Annotated in this window: 10 protein-coding genes and 1 pseudogene; 5 read left to right on the forward strand and 6 right to left on the reverse strand. The window is 60.4% G+C overall.

Annotated features, from left to right (window positions below):
* Positions 1-33 precede the first annotated feature (33 nt).
* Positions 34-1,959: an ABC transporter substrate-binding protein gene (locus BS629_RS01015; protein WP_018246740.1), complete on the reverse strand. Its 1,926-nt coding sequence runs from the start codon at positions 1,957-1,959 to the stop codon at positions 34-36.
* 193 nt (positions 1,960-2,152) lie between these two features.
* Here BS629_RS01015 and BS629_RS01020 point away from each other — a divergent pair, with 193 nt between their 5' ends.
* The 3 genes from BS629_RS01020 to BS629_RS01030 all read left to right on the forward strand — a co-directional run bounded on the left by BS629_RS01020 (position 2,153) and on the right by BS629_RS01030 (position 5,812).
* Positions 2,153-3,160, forward strand: coding sequence for a LacI family DNA-binding transcriptional regulator (locus BS629_RS01020; RefSeq protein WP_018246739.1), 1,008 nt, complete (start codon positions 2,153-2,155; stop codon positions 3,158-3,160).
* Positions 3,161-3,175: 15 nt separating this feature from the next.
* Positions 3,176-4,588 (forward strand): alpha-L-fucosidase, encoded by a 1,413-nt coding sequence (locus tag BS629_RS01025; RefSeq protein ID WP_165504636.1) that lies wholly within the window; start codon positions 3,176-3,178, stop codon positions 4,586-4,588.
* 105 nt (positions 4,589-4,693) lie between these two features.
* Positions 4,694-5,812: an IS110 family RNA-guided transposase gene (locus BS629_RS01030; protein ID WP_018246737.1), complete on the forward strand. Its 1,119-nt coding sequence runs from the start codon at positions 4,694-4,696 to the stop codon at positions 5,810-5,812.
* Between the two features lie 681 nt (positions 5,813-6,493).
* On the opposite strand, the gene BS629_RS01045 is transcribed toward BS629_RS01030, so the two are convergent.
* Both BS629_RS01045 and BS629_RS01050 read right to left on the reverse strand, forming a co-directional pair.
* Complete coding sequence (locus BS629_RS01045) at positions 6,494-7,234, reverse strand: DUF4231 domain-containing protein (protein ID WP_018246736.1); 741 nt, start codon at positions 7,232-7,234, stop codon at positions 6,494-6,496.
* 294 nt (positions 7,235-7,528) lie between these two features.
* A complete protein-coding gene (locus BS629_RS01050) occupies positions 7,529-8,671 on the reverse strand; it encodes a M24 family metallopeptidase (protein WP_018246735.1) in 1,143 nt (380 codons plus the stop codon).
* A 122-nt stretch (positions 8,672-8,793) separates the two neighbouring features.
* Between BS629_RS01050 and BS629_RS40290 the strand changes: the two are divergent.
* Positions 8,794-10,090 (forward strand): annotated as a pseudogene (locus BS629_RS40290) (alpha/beta fold hydrolase).
* Between the two features lie 29 nt (positions 10,091-10,119).
* Here the strand turns inward: BS629_RS40290 and BS629_RS01060 are convergent.
* The gene (locus BS629_RS01060) at positions 10,120-10,824 is read right to left on the reverse strand and encodes a GntR family transcriptional regulator (RefSeq protein ID WP_018246734.1); all 705 of its coding nucleotides are present in this window, start codon (positions 10,822-10,824) and stop codon (positions 10,120-10,122) included.
* A gap of 150 nt (positions 10,825-10,974) precedes the next feature.
* On the opposite strand from BS629_RS01060, the gene BS629_RS01065 reads away from it, so the two are divergent.
* On the forward strand, positions 10,975-11,886 hold the full coding sequence (locus BS629_RS01065; protein WP_018246733.1) for a dihydrodipicolinate synthase family protein: 912 nt from the start codon (positions 10,975-10,977) through the stop codon (positions 11,884-11,886).
* Between the two features lie 49 nt (positions 11,887-11,935).
* Here BS629_RS01065 and BS629_RS01070 read toward each other — a convergent pair whose 3' ends face one another.
* Both BS629_RS01070 and BS629_RS01075 read right to left on the reverse strand, forming a co-directional pair.
* Entirely contained in the window at positions 11,936-13,036 is a 1,101-nt protein-coding gene (locus tag BS629_RS01070) for an ABC transporter ATP-binding protein (protein ID WP_018246732.1), read from the reverse strand.
* 9 nt (positions 13,037-13,045) lie between these two features.
* Positions 13,046-14,989, reverse strand: a complete 1,944-nt coding sequence (locus BS629_RS01075) for a glycoside hydrolase family 127 protein (RefSeq protein WP_018246731.1) — start codon at positions 14,987-14,989, stop codon at positions 13,046-13,048.
* Positions 14,990-15,006: the final 17 nt, after the last annotated feature.

The raw sequence follows: 15,006 nt of genomic DNA on the forward strand, positions 1-15,006 counted from the left end.
CCCGCGGACGCCATCCCTGTCGGTCGCGTGCCGTTACTGCTGGTAGTAGAAGGTCTCCGGTTTGGCCGGTCCCGGTGTCATGTAGAACGATGTGCTGGGAATGACCTTCGGGACATTGCGCATATTGGTCTTGACGATGCCGACGCGGTCCGGCTCCAGGTTGGTGCCGATGACGTAGAATTCGTCACGGGTAATCGCCAGCAGCTCCTTCATCGCGGCCAACTGCTTTTCGAGCGTCGGCGCTTCTTGCACCTGCCGGTACAGATCCATCTGCTTCTTGGCAGCGGGGCTCGGTTCTTGCGCGTTCGGATCCTTGGGGTTCTGGTAATAGAGGCCCCAGGCCGTCGCGAAGCTCGATTCATATTCGTGCGGGAAATACCATTTGGGATCGAGCAGGCCGAGGAAGTCATAGCCACCGCCGCCAACCCATCCAAGGCCGTCATTCTCATTGTTCTGAAGGCGGGAGAAGATCAGCGAACGTTCGGCCGGGCGGGGTTGCATGTCGATGCCGACGGCCCGCCAGTAGCGCTGGATCATCTCGAGGGCGTCCACCTGGATCGGGCTTCCGGTCAAGGCGTCGATCGCAAAGGTAATCCGCTTGCCGTCCTGGCCGAGGCGATAGCCTTCGGCGTCATGTTTGGTAAGGCCGGCCTTATCGAGATACTGATTGGCGAGATCGACATTATACTCCAGATACTGGGTCGCCATCTTCTCGTCGTAGAGCGCGGTGCCTTCACGCGGTGCTGCCTGATAAGGCTTGGCCTGTCCGGCATAGATCAGCTGGTTGAGCTCTTCGCGGTTGATGGCGTAGCTAAGGCCGATGCGGAAATCCTTGTTGGAAAAGACAGCGCGCAAGGCCGGATTCTTGTGGGTCTGGTTGAGGGTGATCAGCAGGGCGTTCGACCAGGCCGGCCGGGCGATGAACAGGCCGTAGCCGCCTTTCTCCTGGTTCTGCACGATCACCGTACGGGCGTCCGTCGTCTCGATGAAGCGGTTCTGCATGTCGATTTCGCCGCTGATCGCCTTCAGGATGATCGCCTGGGTATCCTGCATCACATCGATGGTGATCCGATCGAAGTAAGGCAGCTGGTTTCCTGCGGTATCCACCTTGGCATAGTAAGGATTGCGTTCAGCGACGACCTGGGTGGTGCCATTATAAGGCGCGGTCAACACCCAGGCATCAAGCGTTGGACGACCGAGATCGCGCCAGCGGCCGGGAAAGCCGATCTTGTTGTTGAAGAGCTGGACCCAGTCGGTTGCGCCGGCTGCCTTCACCAGGGCGTCGACGCCATCGGGATTGAAATCCTTGTGGAATTGCTTGAGGTAGTGGGCCGGTGCGGCCGCCAGAATATCGGAGCCGCGCACGGTGGCCATGTTCATCAGGAACAGGCCGTTCGGCGCGGCAAATTTGAAGACGACCTTGTCGTCGGCAAGCTTTTCGACCTTGACGGTCTCTCCGCCGGCGGTCAGCCAGTCGGGTGCTGCAGGCGTGATCTTGGTGTTGCGCAGCACGTTCTCGTTCCACCACACCAGATCGTCCGCGGTAAAGGGCTCCCCGTCCGACCAGCGTGTGCCTTCACGCAAGGTGAACGTATATTCGGTGGCATTGCCATTGACCTCGACGCTCTTGGCGATATCGGGGATCACCTCGGTCCATTCCGGATTCCAGCGGACCAGTCTCGTATAGCCGATCGAACGCTCGATCTCGCTGTCGCCACCGCCAAAGGTGGCCGTGCGCCAGGTGCCGCCATAAGTGCCGACCGATTCAAGCGGAGTGAGCACCAGCGGCTCCTTGGGCAAGCGCTTTTCGACCGGCGGCAGCTTGCCGGCATCGACCAGCGCCTTCAGTTCCGGCGACTCCTCAAAGCCGAATGCGGCACCGGCCCAGCCGGCACCCATGAGGATCGCCGCGGCAACGGTCGAGACAACCTGCCGTCTTAAGATTCTGACGTGTTGCATTCTTTCCTCCCGATATTCTGCTCTAGGTTATCGTTAACGTATTCTCCTCTTTCTCGAACGTTATCGTTACCGTTAAATCTTGTCAAAGAGATTCTCGACGCCTTATACTTTGTCGGAGCAGCCTTGGCTTTCCCGGAAATTATGTTAGTTATCGTTATCGTAAATTCCTGCCCCTTCTGAAGAGACAATCCAGTTGAGCCGCCCTAAAGAGCCAGAACCCAAAATTACCATCGCCGATGTCGCCCGCGCCGCAGGGGTGTCGCCGATGACGGTATCGCGCGTGCTCAACGATCGGGGCGGAGCCAGTGCGGAGACAAGTCAACGGATTATTTTAGCGGCGAGCGAACTCAATTACCGGCCCAATCCCTTTGCGCGCGGATTGCGGTCCGATCGATCGAAGGCCATCGGCCTTCTCGTTCCCGACATCACCAATCCGTTCTTTCCCGAAGTCATCAGGGGAGCCGAGGATGCGGCAAGCGCTGCCGGCTACAACCTGCTTCTGTCCAATGTCGTCGAGAACAGCAAGCGAGAGGAAGAACTCATCGAAACGCTGCTGCGGCACCGGGTCGACGGAATCATCGTCTGCAGCCCGCGGCTGCCGGATGCCGCGCTGCATAAGGCGCTTGCGCCCCACCGTGCGGTGGTGCTCATCAATCGCGAGGCGCCCAACGAGGTCGCCGGGACGATTGTCACCGACTACGAGACGGGAGCGTCGCGTGCCATCGACCATCTGGTCGAGCGCGGGCGCCGCAGGATCGCGATTATCGCCGGGCCGCGCAGTTCGTTTGGCGGCAAGAGCCGTCTTGTCGGCTTTCGCAAGACCCTGGCGGCCCACGGGCTCAAGGCGCAAGGCATCGTTTATTGCGATCCGACCGCGGCGGGCGGCCAAACGGCGGCCGCGCAATTGCTGGCGGAGGCGCGCGGCCTCGATGCCCTTGTCTGCTACAACGACCTCAATGCGATCGGCGCGATGAAGGCCTGCCGGGCTGCCGGCATTTCGATCCCCGGGCAAATCGCCCTGATCGGTTTCGACGATATTCCGACTGCCGAACTGCTGTCTCCGGCACTCACCACCTTGCGGGTGCAAAAACGCGAAATGGGGGAGGAAGCCGTGCGTCTGCTGCTCAGCCGCATCGCCACCAGAAACCGTCAGCACGGCATCGTCATCGTGCCCGAGCTCATCATCCGCGAAACAACCTGAACTCCCCGGAGCATGATGCCGAAAAGTGTGAGCGGTTTTCGGACGACATCGTGCTCCAACTCTCAAAGTTTGGAACAGGAGGAATATCCGATGGATATCAACAATCTGCAGTCACTGGCCCTGCCTGAGGAGAAGAAGGCCTGGTTCGTTCACGACCGGTTCGGCATGTTCGTGCACTGGGGGCTTTATGCACTGCCGGCACGCCATGAATGGGTCAAGAGCCGCGAAGAACTGAACGACGCCGACTACCAGAAATATTTCGACCATTTCGATCCCGATCTCTACGACCCCAGTGAATGGGCCAGACGTGCAAAGGCTGCCGGCATGAAATATGTCGTGCTGACCACCAAGCACCATGAAGGCTTCTGCCTCTGGGATACCAAGGCGACCGACTTCAAAGTGACCAACACGCCTTATGGACGAGATCTGCTGGGTCCGTTCGTCGACGCCTTCCGCGCAGAGGGCCTGAGGATCGGATTCTACTATTCGCTGATCGATTGGCATCATCCCGACTTCACCGTCGATCCGCGCCATCCGCAACGCAACCATCCCGAAGCGCTGAAAATCAACGAAGGCCGGGACATGCAGCGCTATGCCGCCTTCATGCGCGAGCAGGTCCGCGAGTTGCTGACTGAGTTCGGCCAGATCGACATCATGTGGTTCGATTTCAGCTATCCGCAATGGAAGCTCGGGGAGCTGGTCGGAAAGGGCCATCAGGATTGGGAAAGCGAGAAACTCGTGCGTCTGGTGCGCGAACTCGCCCCCGACATCATCATCAACAACCGGCTCGATCTCGCCGGCCTGCAGCCCGACATCGTCACGCCGGAGCAATATATGCCGCGCGCCCGGCCGCTCCGCGATGGCAGGCGCGTTGTCTGGGAAGCCTGCCACACGCTCAGCGGTTCCTGGGGCTATCACCGCGACGAGGACACCTGGAAGAGCACGGAACAATTGGTGCAGATGCTGGTCGGCACCGTTGCCATGGGCGGCAATCTGCTGATGAATGTCGGGCCGACGGCGCGCGGCACGCTCGACCACCGCGCGATTGCAGCCCTTGCCGCTTATGAGGAGTGGATGGCACTGCACCAGCGCAGCATCGTCGGCTGCACCCAGTCCGACTTCACCGCTCCGGCCGACTGCCGCCTGACCCAGAATGGCGATCGTCTCTACATCCACCTCTTCAACTGGCCCTATCGCCATCTGCATTTCGATGCGCTGGCAGGCAAGATCGAATATGCGCAATTCCTGCATGATGGCAGCGAGGTCACCTGGTTGCGCCCATCCGCCAATACGCTGTGGGCGAACACGCAGTTCCCCGTCGGCGAAGATCAACTGACATTCGTCCTGCCGGTGCGTCGACCTCAGATCGTGGTCCCGGTCATCGAGGTCAAGCTCAAGCCAGGGAGCGCGGCTGGCATTCAGGACTAGACCGTATGTTCGCGGGATGAAGGTGGCCCGCCCCCGCGGTAAGCTAAATCGGGGGGTTGCTCTGGATAGGCCGGAGCCTTGCCCCATGTTTAGCGAGGGCGAACCATGAAAGAAGATAGCGTAATTTTCATCGGCCTGGATACGTCGAAGCTGAAGATTTCTGTGGCGATAGCCGATGGAAGCCGCAACGGCGAGGTGCGGTTTTTCGGCGACATTTCCTCGGAGCCGACATCAGTAGCATCGATGGTCAGCAAGCTTTCCAAGCGCGGAGCTAAGCTTCACTTTTGCTATGAAGCCGGTCCCACGGGTTACGGTCTTTACCGCCAGATTGTCGAACTGGGACATGATTGCGTGGTCGTGGCGCCGTCACTGGTACCCAAGCGTGCGGGCGATCGGGTGAAGACAAACCGCCGGGATGCCATGAGTCTGGCGCGCCTGCACCGGGCGGGCGAACTGACCGCGGTCTGGGTCCCAGATGAAGGGCACGAGGCGATCCGCGATCTGGTGCGGGCGCGCGAGGCGGCCAGCGACGCGCTGAAGCAGGCCCGTCAGCAACTTCAGTCCTTCTTGTTGCGTCATGGCCGGATCTATGCCGGCCGCGAACCATGGACGCGTGCCCATCGAAGATGGCTAACGTGCCAGGCCTTCGATCATCCCGCTCACCAAATCCTGCTGGCGGAATATTGCCAGGCTGTCGCGGATGCCAGCGTGCGCCTGGATCGGCTGACCAAGCTGGTCGTCGAGACCGCGGCATCCTGGTCAATGGCCCCGGTTGTGGCCGCCTACCAGGCGATGCGCGGCGTCGCGTTCATGACGGCGGTCACCTTTGTCGTCGAAATGGGCGATGTTAGGCGCTTTGATAATCCTCGCCAGCTGATGGCGTATCTCGGTCTCGTGCCGTCGGAAAGCTCAACCGGCGAACGGGTCAAGCGTGGCGGGATCACCAAGGCGGGCAACACAAGAGCGCGAAGGGTACTCATTGAAGGCGCTTGGACATATCGCTTTCCGGCTCGCGTGAGCCCGAAGATCCAGGCGCGACTGGATGACCTGCCAAGAACGGTTCGCGAGATTGCTTGGAAAGCCCAGATAAGGCTTTGCGCGCGCTATCGAAAACTAATCGCGGCAGGCAAGCCGAAGGTCGTCGCGGTCACCGCCATTGCGCGAGAAATGGCAGCGTTCCTATGGGCGATCGGGCAGGAGGTCGCTCCCACAGCAAAAGGCTAAAGGCGAATGCCCAGCTCGAACAAAAAAGCTTAACCCAAAAATTGAAATCATCTCCTGTTGGACAAAGATGGAGGCAGGGCTCCGGTGGGGAACCCTCGCAGGCTCTATGTGGCGGACAATTCCAAGCCCGAGATTAGACAGAGGCAGCCCCAGACGAACACACGGAAATGCGGTACCCAACCCGCGCATAAGAGTATGCCAGCCGTCGTCAAAATGCCCTGCCTCCTCCTTTGTTCAACAGCTTCACGCATGCGTGCTTTCGTCCTCAAGGCCGGAAAGGAAAGAGTCATGATTAAGGAGCTTGCAAATGAACATAAGAGAGCCTTTCCGGGTTAGATTGAAACATTCTGTTGGCTCAAACGGAGTCGGATGGTCGACCGGCCGGCGCGCGTCGTAGCCAAGCTCTACGGCCAAGCCGGCCGGTCGATCAGCTGGCCCGTTTCAGCCAACCCGAAGGGCCGGGCATCTTTCCGCCAGGATCAAAGGCGATCGGCTCGGACGTACCGGGAGGTATGCCCGTCGCCAATCGCCTCTGCCCTGACGAAAACCTGCTCCGGCAGAATGCTTCAATCTAACCCGGAAAGGCTCTAGCGCGGGTGAGCTGGCTTACCTGAGCGGGCAAGATGGCGCCCGCTCAGGAGAACGGCTCGGTCGATCCCGCCTCCGAATGCCGACAAGGGCTCAGGGATTGGCTGCGGTGGTCCCTACAAAGAACTGGTTGAGTTGCTTCATCTCCAGCGCATGAGCGCGCTTTCTAAGAGCGACGGCCTGTTTGAGCGTCGCTAGTTCATCCGTTATGTCAATGAGATGAGCCTCGGCGACGAGCATCTCCGCTTCGACCCTTCCCTGCTCTCTCAATTGCCAGACGTCCCGGATGCGGAATTGAACAATGATCGTGCCGAAAAGCGCCACGAGCGCGGAGGTCGCCATTGGGAGCCATTGGGGGATAATCGTGCCATAAGCCGAAAATAATGAAGAGAGGCCGCTCAGAACGATGATCCCCAATGTGAGAAAATTCCAGAGATACTGATTCACCCTGGAGGATCGCGCATACCAGTTTCGATGCGTCCGCAGGTCACGCAAAGCCTGCCTTTTGATCTCGACCATATCCGATGGAAGCATCTTTTCTGCTCTCTCTTGATCGATCTCCCGTCTTGCTGCCAAAATCACGTTGATGACAACGATAGTTATCCCGAAGGTAATCATGAACCAGGCGATGTAGTGCAAAGGGACGTCATCGAGAATGACGTTTGGAAAAAACTCAGGTTGAAAAAATTCGATTAAAGCGCCAAGCGATATCAAGAATACAGAAAAGACAACGACTGCTACCGAAAGCATCGCTGCTATATTTCTATATCTACCATTCAGTGTCATTTTCTGCAATTGCGCGGAGTCATCCTCATCCTTTCTGAACAAGTCCATCATCCTATCCTCGACACTGCAGGTTTAACCGCAGTCAACCTTGTGCAACGTCAGAAAGCAAGTAACGTTTGCGAAGAAATACTTTATCGATCGAATTGCAGGCAGCCCTGGGTCCCGTCGATATGTCCGATGCCGCGAGAACCAACCGCCATATCGCCAACGTTCAGGCTGGGATAGCCTCCGCCTCTTGAATCCTGTCGCTTCAGGATAGGCTGATCGCCAGCGGTCGGTCGAGATCGCGGGCAATATATTGCTGGATCTGCCCGACGAGAGCGGGCAGGAGATGGTGCCCGCTCAGGAGAATGGCTCGGTCGGTCCCGCCGCTGGATTGGTGAGCCAGCACGGTCCCTCGTCGGTCATGTACATATGGTCTTCCAGCCGGATCCCGAATTTCCCGGGGAAGACGATCATCGGTTCGTTGGAAAAACACATGCCGGCGGCAAGCGGCGCGTCGTTGCCGCGAACGATGTAGGGTTCCTCGTGGATCTCGAGCCCGAGGCCATGACCGGCGCGATGCGGCAAACCTGGCAGGCGATAGTCGGGGCCGAGGGAGTGTTTGGCAAGCACCTTGCGGGCCGCATCGTCGAGGCTCGAGCAGGCGGCACCGATCCGGGCTGCGTCGAAGACGGCCTGTTGCGCCTCGCGCTCGATCCACCAGGCCCGTTCGAACGCGCTTTCGCCGCCCTCCAGCATATAGGTCCTGGTGATATCGGAATGATAACCGTCGATCCGGCAGCCGGTATCGATGAGAATGACGTCGTCGCGACCAAGGACCTGATCGCCGTCGGCGCCATGCGGAAGCGAGGTCGCCGCGCCGAAGGAGACGATGCAGAATGTCGAGCCGGCATCGGCGCCGGCCTGGCGATGCTGCCGGTCGATGAAATCCACCACCTCGGACGATTTGATGCCCGGCTTCAAAAGCCCATGCACTTGCCTGTGGACGTCAAGCGTCAGGTCCATCGCATACTGAATGAGGGCAATCTCCGCGGCCGATTTGATGCAACGCAGGTCGCGGATCAGCCGCCCGCCATCGGCAAGCCTCGCCGCGCCCATCTCCGCTGCCAATGCATGATAGAAGAAAAGCGGCAAACCATCGTCGAGGGCAAGTCTGCCGCCTTGGGCAACAAGGCGGGCGATGAGAGCGGCGCTGCTCTCCTCCTCTTCCCAGACCAGGATTTCCCCCGGCAGATGCGGCAGCGTTTCGACACGGCTGCGCTCGAACCCCGGCACGATGTAGGAAATGGTCGCTTGCGTGACGAGCGCGCCGAGGAACCTCTCGCTCGGATGCCAGACCAGCCCCGTGAAGTAACGCAGGCTTTCGGTCGGTCCAAGAAGCACGGCAGCCAATCCTTCGGCTTCGATCATTTTGCGAAGCCTGGCGAGGCGGTTCTGCCGTTCGTCCTCAGTTATGCGGGGTACCGTATGCTGCCATGACATGTTGTCTTCCTGCTTTTCCTGCGCTTCCAGATCGATGAAGCCCTCGCCTTGCAGCGGGGATCTTGAACCGACACTAATGCCGCTGTAGGCAATATGTCGACATGAAAAATGAGGAGATGGCGATGGCGGTCGAATACACCATACCGGGCATGCTGATACGCGATCATATGGTCGACGTTCCCCTGGATTGGTCGAAGCCGGAGGGGGAGACGATCCGGGTTTTCGCACGCGAAGTATGCGATCCCGCCCGCCGTCGTGAAACATTGCCGTTGCTGGCTTTCCTGCAAGGCGGCCCTGGCGGAAAATCGCCGCGGCCGAGCAATGGCGGGCCGCCATGGCTTGCCGAAGCCCTGAAGACGCACCGCGTTATCCTGATCGACCAGCGCGGCACCGGGCGCAGCAGCCGGATCGAAAGTGCGACGATGGAGCACTTTGCCGACGGCAGGGCCGCAGCCGACTATCTCACCCTCTTTCGTGCCGACAGCATCGTTGCCGATTGTGAACATCTGAGGAAAACCGTCTTCGGCGGCGGACGCTGGCAGACGCTCGGCCAGAGCTATGGCGGCTTCCTGACGCTTACCTATCTCTCGAAGGCGCCGGAGGGACTTTCCGCCTGTTATGTCACCGGCGGCCTTGCCGGCCGGGGCGACGGCCGATGATGTCTATCGGCGCACCTACCCGCGCGTCGCCGAAAAGAACGCCGCCTATTACCGCCGCTACCCCGGGGATGCCGAGCGCATCGGCCGGATCGCCGACTATATCGAGGCCAACGAGGTGCGGCTGCCCGATGGCGATCGCCTCTCCGTTCGCCGCTTTCAGACTATCGGCATCGATTTCGGCATGGCGCCGGGTTACGAGAACATCCATTGGCTGGTCGACGAGGCTTTCTCCGGTCCCAATGAAGACCGTCTCTCTGATCGCTTCCTCGCGTCGGTGATGTCGCTGACCTCCTATGACGACAATCCGCTCTTCGCCGTTCTGCAGGAAAGCATCTATGGCCAGGCCGGGACGCCGACTGCCTGGGCGGCCGAACGCATCCGCGCCGAGCATCCGGCCTTTGCCGGCGACCGGCGGCCGCTGCTGTTGACGGGGGAGATGATGTATCCCTGGATGTTCGAGGAAATTCGCTCGCTCAGGGCCTTCAGGGCGAGTGTCGAGGCGCTGGCCACGCATGAGCGCTACGTGCCGCTCTATGCCCCGGCACGTCTCGCGGCAAATGAGGTGCCGGTCGCCGCCGTCATCTATCATGATGACATGTATGTCGATGCCGGGCTTTCGCTCGAAACGGCGCGCCACGTCGGCAACGTGCAGGCATGGGTGACCAACGAATTCGAGCACGACGGTGTCCGCCAATCGGCGGCTGTCCTGCGCAGGCTGATGACCTTGGTCAGGGAGCAGAGCGGCCCCCTCGCCTCCTGAGGCTCGAACGGTTCATTGCTCTCGTCGCATTAGGACATGCTGATCGCCACCGGCCGGTCCAGATCGCGGGCGATATATTCCTGGATCTGGCGAACGATCTGCCCGGCGTGGGCGATCGCCAGACGGTCGGCCCGCTCGACGTCACCGGCCTCGATCGCGGCGATGATCTCCTCGTGTTCGTCGACATACTGGCGCGGCAGACGGTCGTCGAATGTCGAGTAGTAAAGGCGCAGAATGCGGCGGCCCTCGTCGAGCAGCCTGGCGAAGAAGGCCGTGTAATAGGAATTGCCGGCAAGTTCGGCAATCGCGACGTGAAATTCGCGGTTCGCCTCGATCATCGCATAGGCATCGCGCGCGGCAACGGCATCGGCGAAGTCCTTCTGATGCCGGCGAACAGTCTTCATGATCTCGCCGTTTCGCCGTTGCGCCGCGCCGCGGGTCGTCACCCGGTACATCAGCGTCAACGCTTCGAAATAGGTGGGCAGGCTTGCGAAATCGATTGTCGCAACGATCGTGTTCCTGTTCGGCAGCGTCGTGACGAGCCCGTCGGCGGCGAGCCGCAACAGCGCCTCGCGAATGGGAGTCCGCGACATCCGGAAACGTTCCGACAGGCGCACCTCGTCGAGCGGACTGCCGGGTTCCAGCGCCATCGACAGGATTTCCCGCCTGAGCGTCACATAGACGCTCTGCGTGCCAGAGCCGCGCACCCGCACATTTTCCGCGTCGTTCCGCATTCGTCCGCCCTCTTTCGTTAGAGCCTTGTATTTCGTTTCGGCCGATTCCCGCAATGTCGGTCTTCGGTGGCCTCAAATTTGTAAGCTCACATCATTGAATCTTGTCGACAGTTTGTATATAAGGCAACTAATTTCAACGAGGCTCGATCAATGACCACAGGATGGAAGGGCGTATTTCCCGCCGTAACGACACAGTTCAACGTAGATCTTTCCGTTGATCTGCCCTCGACTCAGCGCGTCCAGGACGCGCTTGTAAACGATGGCGTCAATGGACTGATTGTCATGGGCACATGTGGCGAGAACAACTCGCTGGATCCCGAGGAGAAGCGCACGATCTTGAAAGCTGCCGTCGAGGTCGTCAACGGCCGCGTTCCCGTGGTGACGGGCGTGTCCGAATTCGACACGCGCCGTGCCGTCGCCTATGCTCGCGACGCCGAAAAACTCGGCGCCGACGGCCTGATGCTGCTGCCGGCCATGGTTTATGTGCCGAAGCCCGAAGAGTTGATTGCACATTTCCGCACCGTCGCCGAAGCGACCTCGCTGCCGATCATGCTGTACAACAACCCGCCGGCGTACCGCGTCAATATCGGCGCCGATGTGCTGAAGGTGCTTGCCGACGTGCCGAACATCAAGGCGGTCAAGGAAAGTGCGCCGGATCCGCGCCGCTTCACCGATCTCATCAATGAATTCGGCGATCGTTTCGATATCTTCGCAGGTCTCGACGATGTCGCGCTTGAAGGCCTGATGCTCGGCGCCAAGGGCTGGGTCTCGGGCTTGACCAGCGCCTTCCCGGAGGAATCCGTGCAGCTCGTTGCCGCCGCCGAACGCGGCGACTGGGAAGAGGCCCGCAAGATCTATCGCTGGTTCATGCCGCTTCTGCACCTCGATGCCGAACACGATCTCGTGCAGTCGATCAAGCTTGCCGAACAGATCATGGGCCGCGGCTCCGAGCGAGTCCGCCTGCCGCGCCTGCCGCTTTCGGGTGCCCGCCGCGCCGAAGTCACCGCCATGGTCGAGAAGGCTGCTGCCACGCGTCCTTCGAAGATCCGCCGGGCTGCCTGATCAACGAGGCCGGCGACCCCGCGGTTGCCGGCCTTTCCGTGTTTGCGGTTCAGGCAAGCGCCAGCGACCGGCCGGTCGCCGGATCGAACAGATGCATCTGGTTCATGTTGAACGAGAGCGGCATCGTCGACATCGGCCTGGGGCCGCTCTCGGGATCGATGCAGGCGCAAAGACTTGCATCGCCGATGCCGAAATAGACCATGGTCTCCGGCCCGAGTGGCTCGACAAGATCGATCTTAGCTTCGATGTCGGCATAACCAGGACGGGCCTGGCGGTCGGTGATCGATTCCGGCCTGATCCCGAACACGACTGATTTGCCGGCATGGTTGGCATAGTCGCCGGCGCGCGCCTCAGGCACTGGAAGCTCGCTGCCGTCGGTCAGTTTGACGACGAGACCCTTCTCTCCAGATAGTAGCGTCGCGGACAGGAAATTCATCGACGGTGAGCCGATGAAGCCGGCGACGAACTGGCTGACGGGCCGATGATAGAGCGCCTGCGGCGGTCCCGCCTGTTCGATGATGCCGCCATTCATCACCACGACACGATCCGCCATGGTCATCGCCTCGACCTGGTCGTGCGTGACGTAGACGGTCGTCGTTGGCAACAGTTGGTGCAGCCGCTTGATCTCCGTGCGCATCTGCACGCGAAGCTTGGCATCAAGGTTGGACAATGGCTCGTCGAAGAGAAAGACTTTCGGGTTCCGCACGATCGCGCGCCCCATCGCGACGCGCTGGCGCTGGCCGCCCGAAAGCTGGCCCGGGCGCCGGCCGAGCAGCTCGCTGATATGCAGGGTTTCCGCCGCCCTGATGATACGCGCGTCGATCTCGCTCTTGGCGAGCTTCTGCTGCTCCAGGCAGAACGAAATATTCTCCCGCACCGTCATGTGCGGATAGAGCGCGTAGTTCTGAAAGACCATGGCGATATCGCGTTTGCCCGGGCCGAGCCGGTTGACGACCTGATCGCCGATCACGATCTCACCGCCGGTAATGTGTTCGAGACCCGCGATCATGCGCAATGTCGTCGATTTTCCGCATCCCGACGGGCCCACGAAAACGACGAATTCATTGTCTTCGATGTCAAGGCTGATGCCGCGCACGGCCTCGTAGATACCATAGGATTTGACGATGCTCTTGAGTTCCAGCCGTGCCATGGTTTTCTCCTAGACCTCATGCAACCAGATCGCCATCGCTCCGGGCTCGCGATTGGCCCAGAGGTGATAGGGAATCGCCTTAAAGGGCCGCTCCTTCAGCGAGGGAGGCGCGGTGCGATAGAGCGCATTCTGCCAATCGGCTATATCGGCTTCGAGCGCGGTGCCTTCGAGGACGGTCGCTCCGCCGAGAAGCGCGGCATCGTAACGGGCAGAAATTTCCTCAGACGCCGACAGGCGGAGCCGCTGCGGCTCGCCGCCGAGGTCCGTCTCCTCGATGCAATAGACGACAGGCCCGCGCCGCAACGCGACGCGTCCGCCGTCTTCGGAGACGGCAGGATGCGCGTAGATGCGCTCGACCGGCATCGAGAAGCCGATGCGGACCTCGTCACCATTGCGCCATTCCCTTGATATTGCGGCATAACCCTTCGTCACGCATTGATCGAGATCGACGGCAGCACCATTGACCGAGATCTGCGCCTGCCTGCACCATCCGGGGATGCGAAGACGAAGCTGAAACCGGCTTGGCCGCTCGACGGCGAACCGCAGGCTGATGTCGCCATCCCAGGGATATTGGGTCTCCTGGATCAGGCGCACGAAGTTGTCGCCGACTGTCAGCTCGGCGGAATTGGTGCCGTAGAGATGGATGGCGAGCTCATGATCACCCGTGGAATAGAAATATTGGCCGAGCGACGTGACGAAACGGGCAATGTTGGTGGGGCAGCAGGGGCAGTAATGCCATTTCCACCGGCGGTGCTGCCCGTGGCTTTCAAGGACGTTCTCATAGAAATAATGTTCGCCGTCGCGCGAGATGCCGGAAAGCGCGCCGTTGTAGAGCACCGTTTCCAGCCTGTCGGTGAACTTGCTGTCGAGATCGACCTGCGCCATGCGATGGCTCCAGAAGCCGAACGCGACGGCTGCGCATGTCTCGGCATAGGCTGTCTCGTTCGGCAGGTCGAATTCCCGGGTGAACCCTTCATTGGATGCCGATGGGCCAAGGCCGCCGGTCACGTAGAGCTGGCGGCTGACCAGATTGTCGAAAAGCCGGTCGCAGGCCGCCTTCAATGTCGGATCGTCGTTCTCATGGGAGAGATCCGCCATCGCAGAAAACAGGTACATGGCGCGAACCGCGTGTCCGACGACCTGGTGCTGGTCGCGCACCGGCATATGGGCCTGGCTATAGGCATATGTCTCATAGACGTAATCATCAGGGCTCTCGCCGCGCTTGCGAGCCTCCTCGTCGTAATATGAGGGCATCCGGCCACGTTCGTCGACGAAATAGGTCGCAAGCTTCAGATGCCGCGGATCGCGCGTCACGCGATAGAGCTTGACCAGCGCCAGCTCGATTTCCTCATGGGCATCGTAACCCCTGAGCTTTCCGGGCTCCGCGCCGAAGGTGGCGATGATATGGTCGACGGCGCGGATCATCACATCGAGGAAACGACGCTTTCCCGTCGCCTCGTGGTAGGCGACGGCCCCTTCCAGCAGGTGGCCCATCGAATACATCTCGTGCAGATCGCGCAGATTGGTCCAGCGCCTGTCCGGCTCGCGGCGAATGAACCAGCTGTTGAGGTAGCCATCCGCCATCTGCCCTTTTTCGAGCTTTTCGACGATAGCGTCGATCTTCGTTTCGAGCACAGCATTCGGGTGAGCCTTCAGCGTGTAACTTGCGGCCTCGATCCATTTGCCGAAATCGGAATCGAAGAAATGCTGCATCGACAGTCCGCTCGGCTGGATCGGGCGCACCAGCGGCCCGGCCGGCTTGTCAAAATCGAGCACCTCGAGGAAGCCCTCCTCTTCCAGCCGCTTGTGCTGCGTCGGGATGGTGACGTTGCGGACCGTCTCCGTCCAGCTCTGCCAGAAACCGCCATCGAATACGACACCGGTATGGTCGGCAGGCCTGTATCGCTGCCGTCCCGCAGCGCGTGCCGATTGAAAGCGAGGTGAGCTGGTCATGAGGACTCCTGAGCTGA

The sequence above is a fragment of the Rhizobium leguminosarum bv. viciae USDA 2370 genome, from assembly GCF_002008365.1.
In the GTDB taxonomy this organism is placed as follows: domain Bacteria; phylum Pseudomonadota; class Alphaproteobacteria; order Rhizobiales; family Rhizobiaceae; genus Rhizobium; species Rhizobium leguminosarum.